The sequence below is a fragment of the Streptomyces sp. NPDC053367 genome (assembly GCF_044545925.1).
Lineage (GTDB): Bacteria > Actinomycetota > Actinomycetes > Streptomycetales > Streptomycetaceae > Streptomyces.
On the sequence record NZ_JBITYN010000002.1, the window covers coordinates 199,574 to 214,983 of the forward strand.

The following is a 15,410-nucleotide window of genomic DNA, read 5'->3' on the forward strand; positions in this document are numbered from 1 at the left end:
CGTCTTCCGGCCACCGTACCGGCGTCAGTACTCGACGCGGTCGGCCTTCGCGAGCCAGGTGTCGAACGGCTCGGTGCGGTTCGGCAGGGAGAGCCTTTCGACGGCCATGGGCCACATCGAGGCGGGCTGCTTCTCGAACAGGTCGTAGAACTTGCGGTCGTCGAAGCCGGCCACGGCGGCGTCGTGCCGGTCGGCGGCGAAGACGATCCGGTCCACGCGGGCCCACAGCGCGGAGGACAGACACATCGGACAGGGCTCGCACGACGTCACCAGGACGCAGCCCTCCAGCGAGAAGGAGTTCAGCTGCTTGCAGGCGGCGCGCATCGCGCTGACCTCGGCGTGCGCGGTCGGGTCCAGGGTCGCGGTGACCTGGTTGTTGCCGAGGGCGACGACCTCGCCGCCCTTGGCGACCAGGGCGCCGAACGGCCCGCCGCCGTTTCTCACGCTGTCGGTGGCCAGCCTGATCGCCTGCTCCAGCCAGACGCGCTCCGCCTCCTGGACGTCGGCTTCCTGGATCTGCGTGCTCATGGTCACTCCTTATCGCCTGCGACTCGTACGAGGAGTACACAGCCGAATGATCGCCACCAGCTAGGAGTGGAAGACATGAAAGGACCCGCAGGTCGACCCCGGCTCTTCGTAGCTTTCTACCAGAGCCGGGCGGGAGGGCGCCGGTGGTCAGCTCCCAACGCATCCCGCCCGGCCTCGCACGAAGGGGCTCAGACCAGGACGTTCAGCGCTCCCGGCCGGACCCGGACCGTCACCGGGAGGGCCGCGTCGACCTCGCCGTCGGCGCCGTACGGGAGAGGCCGGTCGGCCTCGATGCGGATCTCCTTGCCGCGCACCACCTCGACCTGGGGGCGGTGCACATGGGCACCGGTCTTCAGCTCGTTCATCATGGCGAAGAAGTGCCGTCTGGGTGCGTGCCCGATGACCACGACGTCCAGCAGGCCGTCGTCGACGCGGGCGCCGGGCGCGATGTTGCGGCCGAACCCGTAGTAGCCGGAGTTCGCCGCGACCACGGTGTAGCCGCTGCGCTCGTACGGCTCCCCGTCGACGGTGATCCGGTAGGCGGCCGGCCGCCAGCCGAGGACGGCCCTGAGGCCGCCCGCGTAGTACGAGGCCGAACCCCGCAGCAGCCGGGAGGCGTTGGCGTACCGGTTGGCGACCGCGTCGACACCCGCGTACACGCTGCCGAGGACGTGGACCCGCTCGTGCACGGCGGACTCGACCTCGATCGTGTCCACGGCGCGCGGTGTGCCCTCCAGCAGCACCCGGGCGAGACCGGCGGTGTCGGTGGGCAGGCCGAGGGCGCGGGCGAAGTCGTTGCCGCGCCCCGCGGGGACGAGGCCGAACACCGCGTCCGTGCCGCTGAGCGCGCCGCCGACCCGGCCGGCCATGCCGTCACCGCCCACGGCGAGCACGACACGCCCCTCGGCTCCCGCCCGCAGGGCGATCTCCCGGGCGTGCTCCAGGCTGCGGCTGTACTCGGTGTCGAGCCGGGCGCCGGCCTCCCGCAGCAGGCGGGCCAGCGGGAGAAGGCCCGCGGCTCCGCTGGAACCCCCTGCGGTGGGATTGACCACGGCGGTGAACTGTCGCATGGATCGGGCCTCCGTACGGCGCGAGAAGGGGGCGGTCAGCGGACGGGAAGGAGGACACCGGGACTGAGCACACCGGACGGGTCGACCTCGGCCTTGACGGCCTGGAGCATACGGATGCCCAGCGGGCCGATCTCCCGGGCGTACCAGTCCCGGTGGTCGGTACCCACGCCGTGGTGGTGGCTGATGGTGCCGCCCGCCGCCAGGATCGCGTCGTTCGCGGCCCGCTTCACCGGCTCCCAGTGCCCGACCGGGTCCTCGCCCTGGGCCGAGACGACGGTGAAGTAGAGCGAGGCGCCGTTCTCGTACGTGTGCGAGATGTGGCACATCACCAGCGGCGGCGTGCCGGCCGCGGTCAGGGCGCCGGTCAGCGCCTCGCGCACCGCCCGGTACAGCCCGGGGATCGCGGACCAGAATCCGGCCGTCTCCAGCGTCTCGGCGAACGCGCCCGCGTCGAGCAGCGCGTCGCGCAGATAGGGCGCGTCGTAGCGGCCGTGCTCCCAGCGCTCGCCGGGTTCCTCCCCCAGGTACTCGCCGCCGCAGGCCAGCAGCACCTCACGGGCGGCCGCCCGCCGGGCGGCGGTCTCCTGCGCGCCGCCCTCGTACCCGGTGATCGCCATGCAGCCGGCGGGCTGCGGGGCGTCGGAGGAGCCGATGGCGTCGGGCTGGGCCAGACCCACGAAGGTCTCGGTCTCGTCGGACAGCCGCAGCACGGTCGGCCGTGGCCCGTCCTGCGCGAGGCGGCGCAGCGCGGCGGCGCCCGCCTCGAAGGAGGCGAAGCGCCAGCCCTCGTAGACCCGCTTCTCGGGCAGGGGGCGGATGCGCACGGTCACGGACGTGATCACGCCGAGGGCGCCCTCGGAGCCCAGGATCAGCTGGCGCAGGTCCGGGCCCGCGGCCGAGCGGGGCGCGCGGCCGGTCTCCAGGGTGCCCTCGGGGGTGGCGACCGTGAGGGCGAGGACCATCTCGTCGAAGCGGCCGTAGCCGGAGGAGGCCTGTCCGCTGGAGCGGGCCGCGGCGAAGCCGCCGACCGAGGCCCACTCGAAGGACTGCGGGAAGTGCCCGAGCGTGAATCCCCGGGCGTTGAGCAGCTCCTCGCAGCGCGGTCCGCGCAGTCCGGGCTGCAGGACCGCCGTGCGGGACACCTCGTCGACGGCGAGCAACTGGTCCAGCCGGCGCAGGTCCAGCGCGACGAACGGCCGCCCGCCCTCCGGCCGCAGCCCGCCGACGACGGAGGTGCCGCCGCCGAAGGGCACGGCGGACAGACCGTGCGCGGCGCAGGCGCGCAGCACGGCCAGCACCTCGTCGTGGCTGCCGGGCAGCACGACCGCCGCCGGTATGTCGTCGACCTCGCCGGAGCGGATGCGCAGCAGGTCGGGCGTGGACTTGCCGCGGGTGTGCCGGACACGGCTCTCCGCGTCCTCGCGCAGCCCGTCCTCGGCGGCGACGGCCGCCCGCAGGGCCTTGCGGGAATCCTCGGTGAGCCCCGACGGGGGCACCTCGATGTCACCGAGGTCCGCCGGGCCCTTCTCGCGGGGCGTCACGCCGAGCAGGTCCCGCAGCAGGCCGGTCACCGCGTCCGGCAGCGGGGCCGCCTTGGCCGGGTCGCCCCAGCCGCTCCACAACATGTCCACTTCGAAGGTCCTCACGCTCGGTGCTGCTCTGCCGTGCCGCTCGCATCGCTGCTCACTGCTCGCTGCTCACTGTTCGCTGTGCTGTTCGCTGTTCGCTGTTCGCTGTGCTGCTCGCTGCGCGCTCGACGTGCCGCTCGGCCCGTACTGGCATTACACTGTGACAGATGACGCCCATTCGTCACAACGCCTCGGACAGCAACGCCCCGGACAGCGGGGCCTCCGTCACCGGCGCCGGCCCCGGCGGCACCGCCGCGGACTCCGACCCCGTCCTCGACGCCGCACGCGACTGCGTGCTCGCCGTCGGTGTACGGCGCACGACCCTGACCGACGTCGCCCGGCGCGCGGGCGTCTCCCGGATGACCATCTACCGGCGCTGGCCCGACGTGCGCAGCCTCGTGGGCGACCTGATGACCCGTGAGTGGATCGCGGTCGCCGCGAACGCCATGCCGCCCGCCGACGACCCCCGGCCCGTCCGCGCCCGGATCGTCGACGGACTCGTCGGGGGAGCCACCGCCTTCCGGGCCCACACGCTCTTCCACAAGATCCTCGACGTCGACCCCGAACTGCTGCTGCCCTACATCCTCGACCGGCGGGGCGCCAGCCAGGAGGCACTCCTCGACCTGCTCGCCACCGCGCTGGACCAGGGCCACGCGGACGGCTCCGTCCGCCGCATGCGCACGGACCTGCAGGCCAGGTCCCTGCTCCTGGTCGTCCAGTCCTTCACGCTCTCGCTGCGCACCATGACCGACGACAGCGACCCCGAACTGGGCGAAGCCGCCTTCCTCGACGAACTGCGCACGCTGCTGGAGAGGACCCTCACCCCATGACCCCCACCGCCACGGCCTCCCTCGACGCGGCGCGCCGGCGCCGTGAACTCGCCGAACTCGCCGACGGCGCCGAGGTCGACCTCCTGGTCGTCGGACTCGGCGCGACCGGCGCCGGAGCCGCCCTGGACGCGGCCACCCGCGGCCTCAGCGTCGCCGCGATCGACGCCCACGACCTCGCCTTCGGCACCTCCCGCTGGAGCTCCAAGCTGATCCACGGCGGGCTGCGCTACCTCGCCTCGGGCCAGCTCGACGTGGCCCACGAGAGCGCCGTGGAGCGCGGCATCCTCATGGAGCGCACCGCCCCCCACCTGGTCCGCGCCCAGCCGTTCGTGCTGCCGCTCACCCCACTGGTCGGCCGCGGCCAGGCCGCCCTCGCCCGCACCGGTTTCCTGGCCGGCGACATGCTCCGCGCCGCCGCCCGCACCTCACGCGCCACCCTGCCCGCGCCGCGCACCCTGTCCGCCGTCGAGACCCGCCATCTCGCCCCGGTGCTGCGCGCCACCGGGCTGCGCGGCGGACTGCTCTCCTGGGACGGACAGCTCACCGACGACGCCCGCCTGGTGACGGCCGTCGCCCGCACCGCGGCCGCCCACGGCGCGCGCGTGCTGACCCGCGCCCGCGCCCTGGAGCTCACCGGCGACGGCGCCCGCGTCCGCGACGAGACCACCGGCGAGGAACTGCGCATCCGCGCCCGTGCGGTGGTCAACGCGGCCGGCGTGTGGGCGGGCGGCCTCGTCACGGACGTGACGCTGCGCCCCTCCCGCGGCACCCACCTCGTGCTGCGCTCGGAGGCCCTCGGCCGGCTCTCGGCCGGGCTGCACATCCCGGTCCCCGGCGAGAGCAACCGCTTCGTCCTGGTCCTGCCGCAGGGCGACGGCCGCGTGTACGTCGGTCTCACCGACGAGCCCGTCGACGGGGACATCCCCGACGTGCCCGAGGTGCCCGAGACCGACATCGGCTTCCTGCTCGACGTCCTCGGCTCCGCGCTGGACGTCACCGTGCACCGCGACGACCTGATCGGGGCCTTCGCCGGACTGCGCCCGCTGCTCGACACCCGGGGCGCGGGCGGCCGTACCGCCGACATCTCCCGCAAGCACGCCGTGCTCACCTCGCCGGACGGAGTCGTCACCGTCGTCGGCGGCAAGCTCACCACCTACCGCCGTATGGCCCAGGACGCCGTCGACGCCGCCGTCGCCGGGCGCCGTCTCGACGCGGGCGCCTGCCGCACCGCGTCCGTGCCGCTGGTCGGCGCCGCCGGCCCGAGCGCGCTCGCCCGGCTGCGGGCCCCGGCCCGTCTCGTACGGCGCTACGGCTCGGAGGCCGAGGCCGTGCACGCCCTCGCCGTCCGGGACCCGGCGCTCGCCCGGCCAGTCGTGCCAGGGCACCCGGTCACCGGGGCCGAGCTGGTGTGGGCCGTCCGGCACGAGGGCGCCCTCGACGAGGCCGACATCCTCGACCGCCGGACCCGTATCGGCCTCGTCGCCGAGGACCGGGGCCTCGCGGAGCAGGCGGCCCGGGAGGCACTCGCCGCCTGAGCCTCACAGGCTGGACAGGACCTGCGGCGACAGGATCTTGATCATGGTGTTGGTCCAGCGCATCTGCCGCAGCGTCCGCGGATGGCAGGCGGACGCCAGCGCCAGCAGCCTGTCGTCCTTGGCAGCCTGCGCGGTCTGCGCGAGCATCTCCCAGTACAGGGAGTTCTGCGCGGCGTCCAGGTGCAGTTCGCGCAGGTCCCGCAGCAGGAGCAGGCCCGGTTCGGGGCGGTGGCCCACCGCCTCGGCGGCCTTCTCGCGCAGCGCCGACATGAAGCCGGGGGAGGGGGCCCCGGACGCGTCACCGAGGTCCACGCCGTAGTCGTGCCCGGTGTCGGCCACCCGCTGGACGTGTTCGCGCGACCAGGCGGCGAGATCCAGGGCCACATGATGGACCTCGTGGTCGGTACGGTGGCGTTCCGCGGCCGTCACCAGCTCCTTGGCCAGCTGCTTCTCGCCGTGGTGGAGGGCGCGCAGGACGAGGGTGATGCCGTTCATCGGGCGTCCTCCTCACGGCCGAGCGCGGTGCCCGACTCGGTGACCATGGCGGCGGGTCCGCCGGCCGTGGCGGGCACCCGGCCGGGCCGGGCGGGCGCGGAGGCGGCGGTGGTCGGCGCCGGGGCGTGGTGGCCGTCGGCCCGCTCGACGCGGCGCAGGGCGGCCGCGGCCGTCTTGAACAGCGGCTGCTTGGACACCGGGTCCCAGTCGGTGACGGTGAGCTCGTTCGCGGCCCGCCCCGGCGTGTCCCCGCCGGGCCCGTGCCCCGCCTCGGTGTCCCAGTAGCCGTAGTGGAACGGCACGAACAGCAGCCCCGGCCGCAGGTCCGTCACCCGCAGCCGCCCCCGCAGCGCGCCGCGCGCCGTCGTGACCTCCACCAGGTCGCCCTCCTCCAGTCCGAGCGAGGCCGCGTCCGACGCGGAGGCCTCCACCCACACGTCCGGGGCCGCGCCGTTCAGCTGGGGCGTGCGCCCGGTCTTCGTACGGGTGTGGAAGTGGTAGATCGTCCGGCCCGTGGTCAGCTGGAACGGGTACTCCTCGCCCGGCTCCTCGTGCGGCGGCAGGTACGCGGCCGCCTTGAGCACGCCCTTGCCGTCGGGGTTCAGCGACCGGTACTCCACCACCTCCGCCGCGGCCCCGGTGACCAGGTCCTTGCCGTACGACTCGCACACGTCGGGGTGCGCCCAGGTGATGCCGTCGGTGTAGAGGCGGGCCGTGCCGTCCGGGGCCCGTTCGCCGCAGGGCCACTGGATGCCGCTGCCGCCGCGCAGCCTGTCGTACGTCAGGCCCGTGTAGTCGCAGGGGCGGCCGGCGCTGCACCGCTTCCACGCCTCGAACGCCGACTCCGGGTCGTGCCAGGTGACGAGCGGGCCGCCGTCCTTGTCGCGGAAGCCCATGCGGGCGGCGTAGTCGAGGAAGATGTCCAGGTCCGGCCGGGCCTCACCGGGCGGCTCCACGGCCTTGTCGGACAGGTGCACGGTGCGGTCGGCGTTGGTGAACGTGCCGGTCTTCTCACCCCAGGTCGCCGCCGGCAGCACCACGTCCGCCAGCTGGGCGGTCTCGGTGAGGAACAGGTCCTGCACCACCACGAACAGCCGGTCCTGCTCCAGCACCGACCGGATGCGGGACAGCTCGGGAAGCGACACCGCCGGGTTGGTGCCGCTGATCCACAGCATGCGGATCGAGCCCTGCTCGGCGTAGCGGAACATCTGCATCGCGTGGGTCGGCGGCGCGTAGTGCGGGATCGCCTCCGGCTCGACGTTCCACACGCGCGCCAGGTCGGCCACATGGCTGTCGTTCTGCCAGTTGCGGAACCCCGGCAGGTCTCCGTCGGCGCCGCACTCGCGGGTGTTCTGGGCCGTGGGCTGGCCGTTCATCTGCAGCACTCCGGCGCCGGGCCGGCCCAGCATGCCGCGGATCAGGTGCAGGTTGTTGACCTGCACGGCGGCCGCGGTCGCCTGATGGGACTGATAGAAGCCCTGCAGCACCGTCGACAGCAGCCGCTCCGCCGTGCCGAGGACCTCGGCGGCCTCTCGGATCCGGCCGGCCGGCACGTCACAGATGCCGGCGGCCCACTCGGGAGTGCACTCCTGCACCCGGGACGCCAGTTCCTCGAAGCCGACCGTGTGCGCCTCGACGTAGGCGTGGTCGACGCGGCCGGTGCGGATGATCTCGTGCAGCAGGGCGTTGAGCAGCGCCACGTTGGTCCCCGCGCGCGGAGCCAGATGCACGGTCGCCGCGCGGGCCACCGGCGTGGGCCGCGGGTCGACGCACACCAGGCGGGGCGGGTCGCTCCCCTCCAGCCGGTCCAGGACGCGCATCCACTGCACGGGCTGGGTCTCGGCGATGTTGTGGCCGAACAGCGCGATCACGTCGGCGTGGTCGATGTCGTCGAACGTGCCGGGCTGTCCGTCGCAGCCGAAGGACTCCTTCAGCGCCTCGGCGGCCGTCGACGTGCACAGGCGGGTGTTGCCGTCCAGGTGGTTGGTGCCGATCCCGGCCCGGGCGAGGACGGCGAGGGTGTAGTACTCCTCCAGGAACAGCTGCCCGGTGGTGTAGAAGCCGATCGACCCGGGACCGCGTTCCTCCAGCAGCTCCTTGGAGCGCGTCACGACCCTGTCCATCGCGGTCGCCCAGTCGCACTCCACCAGCCGCCCGGCCTCGCGCACCAGGGGCCGCGTCAGCCGGTCGGGGGAGGCGTTGGCGCGCCAGGCGAAGAGGTCCTTCGGGCCGAGCCGTCCGTGGTTGACGCGGTCCTGCGCCCGGCCGCGCACCCCCACGATCCGGCCGTCCGCGACCGCGATGTCCATCGCGTCCCCGTCCGAGTGCAGCAGCGACGCCGTCTGCACCCACCGCTGCACCCGGCCGGGCTCGACGCCCGCCTCCAGACAGGTGTCCACCCGCTCGGGCCACGCCTCGTGCCGCCCGTACGGGGTACGACTGCCCCACGGCTGAGCGATCCGGTCCACCGAAGCGTCCACGTCCACCTCCACGAGAGCCGCGCCGGCGCCGTACGCGCCGCGCGTCCCCCGGTACCCCTCACCACCGCCCCGACACGCCCCTCAGGGCCCGGCCGACCCCGACCGGGTGCGCAGCCAGGCGTAGATCCAGCCGGCCTGCATCGCGGCGTCCAGGAGGTAGGTCGGCCGGATCCGCCCCTTGGGGACGTAGACGAGATCGACGCCCAGCAGCGTGACCGCCGTGCCGAGACCGATCCGCCGGGCGTGGGCCGGACCCCACGGGGCGGGTACCGCCGCCAGCTGGGCGACACCGGCGGAGACCAGCAGCCCGCCCGTCGTCATCTGCAGCCACACATCGCGCTTCGGCCCGAAGACCCACTCGAAGCTGCGCAGATGCAGCAGCGGCCACAGCCCGCCCACGACGTTGAACGCGCCGTGCGCCGCCGCGACCACCGCCGCCTGCGGCGGAACCCGCGCCTCGCCCATGACCCGTCCCTTCGACTCGCCCCCGGCCTCGGAAGGCTCGCCGGGTACCCGGTCCGGACCGCGGGGAAACGACGGCCGCGGTCGCGCCGCTCCCTCACGGCAGCTCCACGGTGGTGGTCACCCTGACGACAGCGGGCGCGCGGGGCACCGAACCGAACCCGAAACGCACGGGTGGCTCGACGGGCGCGCGGCCCCCGAGGTCATGGCCGTTCAGGGTTGCCGACCCGGAGGTGATCGGCCGCAGGTCCCGTACGCCGTACCACTCGCGGCGCCCGGCTCCGGCGCTGCCGCGCGTTCGCACCCCGCCCGGGAGCAGCCGGGCCGGCCAGTACGTCAGCGCACTCCACGCCGGACGGGAGGCGACCGCACCGGGCACGGCGCGCAGCAGCAGGCCGAGTGCCCCTCGCCGGCCGACGGTGAAGCGCAGGGCGAGCGGACCCGCGGCGACCGTCCAGGTGCCGGCTTCCACCCGCACCCGGACCGGCACCACCTGCACCGCGTCGAAGGTGTACGTGCCGCTCACGAAGTCGGCCGTACGGCGGGTCGGGGCGAGCAGCAGCCGCTGCCCGTCGGCTCGCTCGATCATCACGTCGCTGAACGGCCCGAACGGCGACCGCTGCCAGTGTCCGAGGACGATCCGGGTCCCCGAGGCGCAGCCCAGGCCCGCGATACAGCCGTCGAAGCGGAGCCGAGAGCGGCTAGCGCGCCGGCGCTGCCGGAGCGGAGACCCCGAGCCGCACATGCCGTACGCCCTCCGAATAGTGCACCAGGGGCTCGCTGTCCGGTGGGGCGAGTCCTGCCGCGGCGAGCAGTGTCTCGTCGAGTTCCTCGACGACGGCGTCGGCCAGCGGCCATGGCTCGTGCTGGACCGGCATCTCCCACAGTCTCCCGAACCGACGGGTGTAGGCCCGCCACCGCGCGGTGAGCCAGACATCCCTGTCCGTCGGCACGAGCGGCGCACCCGGACGGACGACCAGCCGGTAGGAGGGGCCACCACCCCATCGCGCACCCTCGTAGGTGAGGATGCCGTCGCCCTCACCCACACGCAGGGTTCCCATGTGGTACGGCGCTCCCACGGCACGGGCCGCCAGCATCAGCGGGCAGGCCACCTCCAGGGACAGGAACCACAGTCCGTCCTTCCCGCCCGGCCGCCGGACGTACGTCCGCAGGTTGGTCTCCGCGAACACCGGCAGCCCGGGGAGGGAGGCGGGCACCCCGGGCGGCCGCACGTCCGCCATGACGAAGGGGGTCAGACCGACCCATGCGGAACCGTCGTAGCAGTCCACGGTCAGACCCTCGGGCAGGAGCGCCTGCACGCTGTCCGGCGGGTAGGGCCAGTGGACGAACGTCTGTCGCAGCCAGCCGGCCCGCATGACCGGCGCGCTCACGGAGGCTCTCCCGGGCTTCGGGGGGGGCGGCGTCAGGTGGTCAGCAGGGAGTCGTCCTCGGGCCTGGCGCCGGGCAGCCGGTGGCGCGCCGCGATCAGCGCGGCGTCTATGTCACGGGTACCGGTCGCCACGCACAGCGTGTAGGCGACGTCGTCCATCCTCTGGCGCACTCCGGGGCTCCCGTCCTCGGCATGCAGGATGCGCAGCGTCTCGTACTGCTCGATCAGGTTCTTCAGAACAGCAGGATGTGCCATCAGCATCGGAAGCCTCCGTCGTCGCGGTGTTCACATGGGCCGTACCCCCGTGTGCCCAGGTCGGAGGATGCCAATCACCGGCGCGTCGCATGCATCAGCGCGGCCGGTGCGGTAACTCGTCGTCTGCACGACGGGGGAAGAACCCGTGCTCAGGCGAACCACGAGGAGAGTGTCCCGCCATGGCCGACGACCTCATCACCATGGTCACCACCGACCACCGCGAGCTGAAGCGACTGTTCGACATGATGAAGTCGGACCGGAGCTCCCGGCCGCTGGCGCTTCCGCTGGCCGTGGCCATGCTGGAGGCGCACAGCGAGGCCGAGGAGGACAGGATCTACCCGGTCGTCGCCAAGGAGGCCGGAGAGAAGGCGGAGGTCGAGCACGCCGCCGAGGAGCACCACGAGGCGGAGAGCCAGGGCAAGCATCTGCTGGAGATGGACTGGGAGAGCGAGGAGTTCGACCGCGCCCTCGAGGAGTGGATCGGTGCCGTCGAGCACCACATCGAGGAGGAGGAGAACGACGTCCTCCCCGCACTGCGCGAGGCCGTCGACTCCGACCGGCTGCGTGAGCTGGGCCTGCAGTTCGCCGCCCGGCGGGCCCGCAAGCTGGTCGGCGAGCCCCTCAAGGCCGCCGAAGGCGGAGCGCGGCAGGGCGGTGGGCAGGCCGAGCAGGGCGGCACCGAGGGCATGACGCGCGCGGAGCTGTACGACAAGGCGAAGGACCTCGGCGTGGAGGGCCGCTCCTCGATGACCAAGGACGAACTGGCCCAGGAAGTGGGCAAGGCCGAGGGCTGAGCCCGCCCGTAGCCGGACGTCGAAGGAGGCCCGTCCCATGCGCACCCGCCGGGGTGCGGCGCGTGGGGCGGGCCTCCTTCGACGTCCGGCCCCGCTGACGTACTCCTTCGCGCGTACGCCCCGTCGCAGGGTGAAGGGCGCACCCCATCCGGACGCCGCCCGCGTGGCGCACCCCCTTCCCGCGGCGCGTCTGGTGTGCCCTGAAAGCTCCCCACGGTTCATCCCGCGAAGGAGAGACCCGGCATGTTCGGACAAACGCAGGCGTTCAGCGGCTTCTCGGTCGACGACCTCGACGAGGCCCGCCGGTTCTACGGCGAGACCCTCGGCCTCCAGGCGGAGGTGGTCGGAGAGGGCGACATGCGGATGCTGACCCTCACTCTCGGCAGCGGCGCGAGGGTCTTCGTCTACCCCAAGGAGAACCACACCCCGGCGAGCTTCACGATCCTGAACTTCCCCGTCGACGACATCGACGGGGCCGTCGACGAACTGGAGCGGCGCGGCGTCACTCTGGAGCGCTACTCCGGCTTCGACCAGGACGCCAAGGGTGTCGTGCGCGGTGGCAGCGGCGACGGACCGGCGGCGATCGCGTGGTTCACGGACCCTGCCGGGAACGTCCTGGCGGTGCTGCAGGAGAGCTGAGCACTCCGTCCGGGGAGCGGTCGAAAGTTTCGATGAAGGTGAGTCCAGGTCTCCTGATCTGTGACTGGGTCGCTCCTCCGGTACATCCGTCGACGTGTAGTCGATACCTCTGAACTGGGGATTCACGCGTTCATTGGGCCTGTGCCCGCTTCGAATGTTTCGCTCGGAAAGTCGAAACTATTGACAGTTGACGTGCCCAGACCAACACTGGCGCCGTTGACAGGGCCCCACCCCACCCTCACGAGGACGTGGAGGAACGCGCACATGAACCAAGCACCCGCACACCACCGGCCACGCCGGCCCGGCCGTCTCCGGTCGGTGGTCAGCAGCGCCTGCGCACTGCTGCTGATGGCCATGGCCGCACTGCTGCTCCCCGGGACCGCGCACGCGGACACGGTCGTCACGACGAACCAGACCGGGACGAACGACGGCTACTACTACTCGTTCTGGACCGACTCCCAGGGCACCGTCTCCATGAACCTGGGCTCCGGCGGGAACTACAGCACGCGGTGGAGCAACACGGGCAACTTCGTCGCAGGCAAGGGCTGGAGCAACGGCGGCCGCAGGAGCGTGACCTACTCCGGCACGTTCAACCCGTCCGGGAACGCCTATCTCGCGCTCTACGGCTGGATGTCCAACCCGCTCGTGGAGTACTACATCGTCGACAACTGGGGCACCTACCGGCCCACCGGCACCTTCATGGGCACGGTCACCAGCGACGGCGGCACGTACGACATCTACAAGACGACGCGGTACAACGCCCCCTCCGTCGAAGGCAACCGCACCTTCGACCAGTACTGGAGCGTCCGCCAGTCGAAGCGGACCGGCGGCACCATCACCACCGGCAACCACTTCGACGCCTGGGCCCGCGCCGGCATGCCCATCGGCAGCTTCAGCTACTACATGATCATGGCGACCGAGGGCTACCAGAGCAGCGGCAGCTCCAACATCACGGTCGGCGGCACCGGTTCGGGCGGCGGCGGTGGCGGTGGCGGCGGCACCGGCTGCACGGCGACCCTGACGGCGGGCCAGCAGTGGAGCGACCGCTACAACCTCAACGTGTCGGTCACCGGCGCCACCAACTGGACCGTCACCATGAACATCCCCTCGCCCGCCAAGGTCCTCGCGACCTGGAACGTCACCGCGAGCTACCCCAGCGCACAGGTGCTGACCGCGCGCCCGAACGGCAGCGGCAACAACTGGGGCGTCACCATCCAGCCGAACGGCAACTGGAACTGGCCCACCGTCTCCTGTTCGACGGCCTGAAGGGAGAGCGGTCGATGAGATTCCGTCCCCTGCTCGCGAAACTGGCGGTCGCCGTCATGGCCCTGGCCGGCACGCTCACCGCGCAGTCCGCCCCCGCGCAGGCCGCCGCCTGCTCCGGCTACGTCGGCCTCACCTTCGACGACGGCCCGTCCTCCAACACCCCCGCCCTGCTGAACGCCCTCACCCAGAACGGGCTGCGGGCCACGATGTTCAACGAGGGCCAGTACGCGGCTGCCAACCCGTCCCAGGTGCGGGCGCAGGTCACCGCCGGGATGTGGGTGGCGAACCACAGCTACACACATCCGCACCTGACCACCCTGTCCCAGGCGCAGATCGACTCGGAGATCTCCCGCACCCAGCAGGCGATCGCGGCCGCGGGCGGCGGCACGCCCCGGCTGTTCCGGCCGCCGTACGGGGAGACCAACGCGACCGTGCGCACGGTCGAGGCCAAGTACGGGCTGACCGAGGTTCTCTGGGACGTCGACTCGCAGGACTGGAACGGCGCGAGCACCGACGCGATCGTGCAGGCCGCGGGCCGCCTCACCGCCGGCCAGGTCATCCTGATGCACGACTGGTCCGCCAACACGCTCGCCGCGATCCCGCGCATCGCGCAGAACCTGGCCGCCCGCGGCCTGTGCGCCGGGATGATCTCCCCGCAGACCGGCCGCGCCGTGGCCCCCGACGGCGGCGGTACCGGCGGTGGCGGCGGCACCGGCTGCACGGCCACCCTGTCCGCGGGCCAGCAGTGGAGCGACCGCTACAACCTCAATGTCTCGGTCGCCGGCTCCAGCACCTGGACGGTGACGATGACGGTGCCCTCCCCGGCCAGGGTCATCGCCACCTGGAACGTCACCGCGAGCTACCCCAGCGCACAGGTGCTGACCGCGAAACCGAACGGCAGCGGCAACAACTGGGGCGTCACCATCCAGCACAACGGCAACCGCACCTGGCCGACCGTCACCTGTACGGCCGGCTGACCGGCGGCACCCTCGTGGCGCGGCAGCTCCCCGCTGCCGCGCCGCACCCCTGCTCCGGGGCCGTATTTGTCGGACAAGCCCATGGCCCCGAAAGAGGGACACCGTTTCCCCTGAACCGGGCCATCCGCCCGGTCCCGCGTACCGCCCGCGCACACAGCCGCGTTGGCAGCAGCATGAACCGAACAGTCACCCCCGGGTGCCTCGTCCTGGCGGGCGAGAGCCGACGGCCACGGTACGGCGCCCCCGACGGGGCAGCCCTGCCGCATCCGCCCATCTACGCCGCTCTGGTCAGGGAGTGGCAGGCCCGTGGCCGTACGATGCCGGGCGTCCGGGACGCCCAGTGGACGGCCCTGGTCGCGGCGCCCTCGACGATCGGGGAGCCGTCGCGTGCCACGGCCGAGCTGCCCGGCGGCGGATGACCGCAGCCCGCCGCGCGGCCGGACGGTCACCCGCGGGCCGGGCCGGCGGTGGGCGCCCCGCACGTGGGACAGCGCCGCCGGTCCGTGGCCTGCGCGGCCAGCGAGGCGACCGCCTGTTGCAGGGCCAGCTCCATCGCCGCGGGCACGAACAGGGTGCCGAGGCCGTCGGGCGGGACCAGCCAGCGCAGCGGCCCCGCGACCCGGTCGGGCGCGGGCGCGACGATCCGCGCGCCCCGGCCCAGGTACCGGATGTCGGGCCCGACCCAGCCGCCGCCCGGGTCCGGCGGCAGGAAGAACCCGATCCGGCGGGAGGCGGCGTCCGCGAGCGCGGGCCCGGGCGGCTGGGGAATGCACAGCAGGACGTCGAGCGCCCGCACGCCCAGTTCCTCCGACACGCTCAGCACGTCCCAGAACCGCCCGCAGACCAGCAGGGCGACCCCGGCCGCCGAACGCCACTGCCGCTTGCACTCCCGTGGGTCGCAGGCGGCGGCGGCCAGCCACTCCCTGGGCCGCCGGTCGGGATCTCGCATGGCCTACCTCCGGTCTCGGTCAGCCCTGTCAGCAGGGCGCACTTCCCCCTTGCGGCCAGGACCGCCGGACACGGGAGGTTCATGTTGGTGGATATTTCTATGCATCGGAAGG

17 protein-coding genes are annotated in these 15,410 nt (G+C 73.0%); 7 read left to right on the forward strand and 10 right to left on the reverse strand.

The window, feature by feature from the left end:
- Window positions 1–24: 24 nt before the first annotated feature.
- The 3 genes from ACIGXJ_RS07405 to ACIGXJ_RS07415 all read right to left on the reverse strand — a co-directional run bounded on the left by ACIGXJ_RS07405 (window position 25) and on the right by ACIGXJ_RS07415 (window position 3,229).
- Window positions 25–528, reverse strand: coding sequence for a nucleoside deaminase (locus ACIGXJ_RS07405; protein WP_399642349.1), 504 nt, complete (start codon window positions 526–528; stop codon window positions 25–27).
- A 188-nt stretch (window positions 529–716) separates the two neighbouring features.
- A complete protein-coding gene (locus ACIGXJ_RS07410; protein ID WP_399642351.1) occupies window positions 717–1,598 on the reverse strand; it encodes a diacylglycerol/lipid kinase family protein in 882 nt (293 codons plus the stop codon).
- A 35-nt stretch (window positions 1,599–1,633) separates the two neighbouring features.
- Window positions 1,634–3,229: an FAD-binding oxidoreductase gene (locus tag ACIGXJ_RS07415; RefSeq protein ID WP_399642786.1), complete on the reverse strand. Its 1,596-nt coding sequence runs from the start codon at window positions 3,227–3,229 to the stop codon at window positions 1,634–1,636.
- 164 nt (window positions 3,230–3,393) lie between these two features.
- On the opposite strand from ACIGXJ_RS07415, the gene ACIGXJ_RS07420 reads away from it, so the two are divergent.
- Both ACIGXJ_RS07420 and ACIGXJ_RS07425 read left to right on the forward strand, forming a co-directional pair.
- Window positions 3,394–4,056 (forward strand): TetR/AcrR family transcriptional regulator, encoded by a 663-nt coding sequence (locus ACIGXJ_RS07420; RefSeq protein WP_399642352.1) that lies wholly within the window; start codon window positions 3,394–3,396, stop codon window positions 4,054–4,056.
- Window positions 4,053–5,591 (forward strand): glycerol-3-phosphate dehydrogenase/oxidase, encoded by a 1,539-nt coding sequence (locus ACIGXJ_RS07425; protein ID WP_399642354.1) that lies wholly within the window; start codon window positions 4,053–4,055, stop codon window positions 5,589–5,591. The genes ACIGXJ_RS07420 and ACIGXJ_RS07425 overlap by 4 nt, the downstream gene beginning before the upstream one ends.
- Before the next feature lie 3 nt (window positions 5,592–5,594).
- Here the strand turns inward: ACIGXJ_RS07425 and ACIGXJ_RS07430 are convergent, their stop codons facing one another.
- From ACIGXJ_RS07430 to ACIGXJ_RS07455, 6 genes are all read right to left on the reverse strand, one after another.
- Window positions 5,595–6,086, reverse strand: coding sequence for a hypothetical protein (locus tag ACIGXJ_RS07430; protein WP_399642356.1), 492 nt, complete (start codon window positions 6,084–6,086; stop codon window positions 5,595–5,597).
- On the reverse strand, window positions 6,083–8,566 hold the full coding sequence (locus ACIGXJ_RS07435; protein ID WP_399642357.1) for a molybdopterin oxidoreductase family protein: 2,484 nt from the start codon (window positions 8,564–8,566) through the stop codon (window positions 6,083–6,085). Before ACIGXJ_RS07435 ends, ACIGXJ_RS07430 begins: the two co-directional genes overlap by 4 nt.
- A gap of 81 nt (window positions 8,567–8,647) precedes the next feature.
- Window positions 8,648–9,031: a hypothetical protein gene (locus ACIGXJ_RS07440; RefSeq protein ID WP_399642358.1), complete on the reverse strand. Its 384-nt coding sequence runs from the start codon at window positions 9,029–9,031 to the stop codon at window positions 8,648–8,650.
- 94 nt (window positions 9,032–9,125) lie between these two features.
- Window positions 9,126–9,773, reverse strand: a complete 648-nt coding sequence (locus ACIGXJ_RS07445; RefSeq protein WP_399642360.1) for a hypothetical protein — start codon at window positions 9,771–9,773, stop codon at window positions 9,126–9,128.
- Window positions 9,730–10,404, reverse strand: coding sequence for a YqjF family protein (locus ACIGXJ_RS07450; RefSeq protein WP_399642787.1), 675 nt, complete (start codon window positions 10,402–10,404; stop codon window positions 9,730–9,732). The genes ACIGXJ_RS07445 and ACIGXJ_RS07450 overlap by 44 nt, the downstream gene beginning before the upstream one ends.
- 47 nt (window positions 10,405–10,451) lie before the next feature.
- Window positions 10,452–10,679, reverse strand: a complete 228-nt coding sequence (locus ACIGXJ_RS07455; protein ID WP_399642361.1) for a DUF5133 domain-containing protein — start codon at window positions 10,677–10,679, stop codon at window positions 10,452–10,454.
- A gap of 173 nt (window positions 10,680–10,852) precedes the next feature.
- On the opposite strand from ACIGXJ_RS07455, the gene ACIGXJ_RS07460 reads away from it, so the two are divergent.
- From ACIGXJ_RS07460 to ACIGXJ_RS07480, 5 genes are all read left to right on the forward strand, one after another.
- Window positions 10,853–11,467: a hemerythrin domain-containing protein gene (locus ACIGXJ_RS07460; protein ID WP_399642363.1), complete on the forward strand. Its 615-nt coding sequence runs from the start codon at window positions 10,853–10,855 to the stop codon at window positions 11,465–11,467.
- Window positions 11,468–11,710: 243 nt separating this feature from the next.
- On the forward strand, window positions 11,711–12,106 hold the full coding sequence (locus ACIGXJ_RS07465) for a VOC family protein (protein ID WP_399642364.1): 396 nt from the start codon (window positions 11,711–11,713) through the stop codon (window positions 12,104–12,106).
- Between the two features lie 264 nt (window positions 12,107–12,370).
- Window positions 12,371–13,372: a glycoside hydrolase family 11 protein gene (locus tag ACIGXJ_RS07470; protein ID WP_399642366.1), complete on the forward strand. Its 1,002-nt coding sequence runs from the start codon at window positions 12,371–12,373 to the stop codon at window positions 13,370–13,372.
- Window positions 13,373–13,386: 14 nt separating this feature from the next.
- Window positions 13,387–14,349: a polysaccharide deacetylase family protein gene (locus ACIGXJ_RS07475; protein WP_399642368.1), complete on the forward strand. Its 963-nt coding sequence runs from the start codon at window positions 13,387–13,389 to the stop codon at window positions 14,347–14,349.
- 173 nt (window positions 14,350–14,522) lie between these two features.
- Window positions 14,523–14,768, forward strand: coding sequence for a hypothetical protein (locus ACIGXJ_RS07480; RefSeq protein WP_399642369.1), 246 nt, complete (start codon window positions 14,523–14,525; stop codon window positions 14,766–14,768).
- Between the two features lie 26 nt (window positions 14,769–14,794).
- On the opposite strand, the gene ACIGXJ_RS07485 is transcribed toward ACIGXJ_RS07480, so the two are convergent.
- Complete coding sequence (locus ACIGXJ_RS07485) at window positions 14,795–15,298, reverse strand: hypothetical protein (RefSeq protein ID WP_399642370.1); 504 nt, start codon at window positions 15,296–15,298, stop codon at window positions 14,795–14,797.
- Window positions 15,299–15,410: the final 112 nt, after the last annotated feature.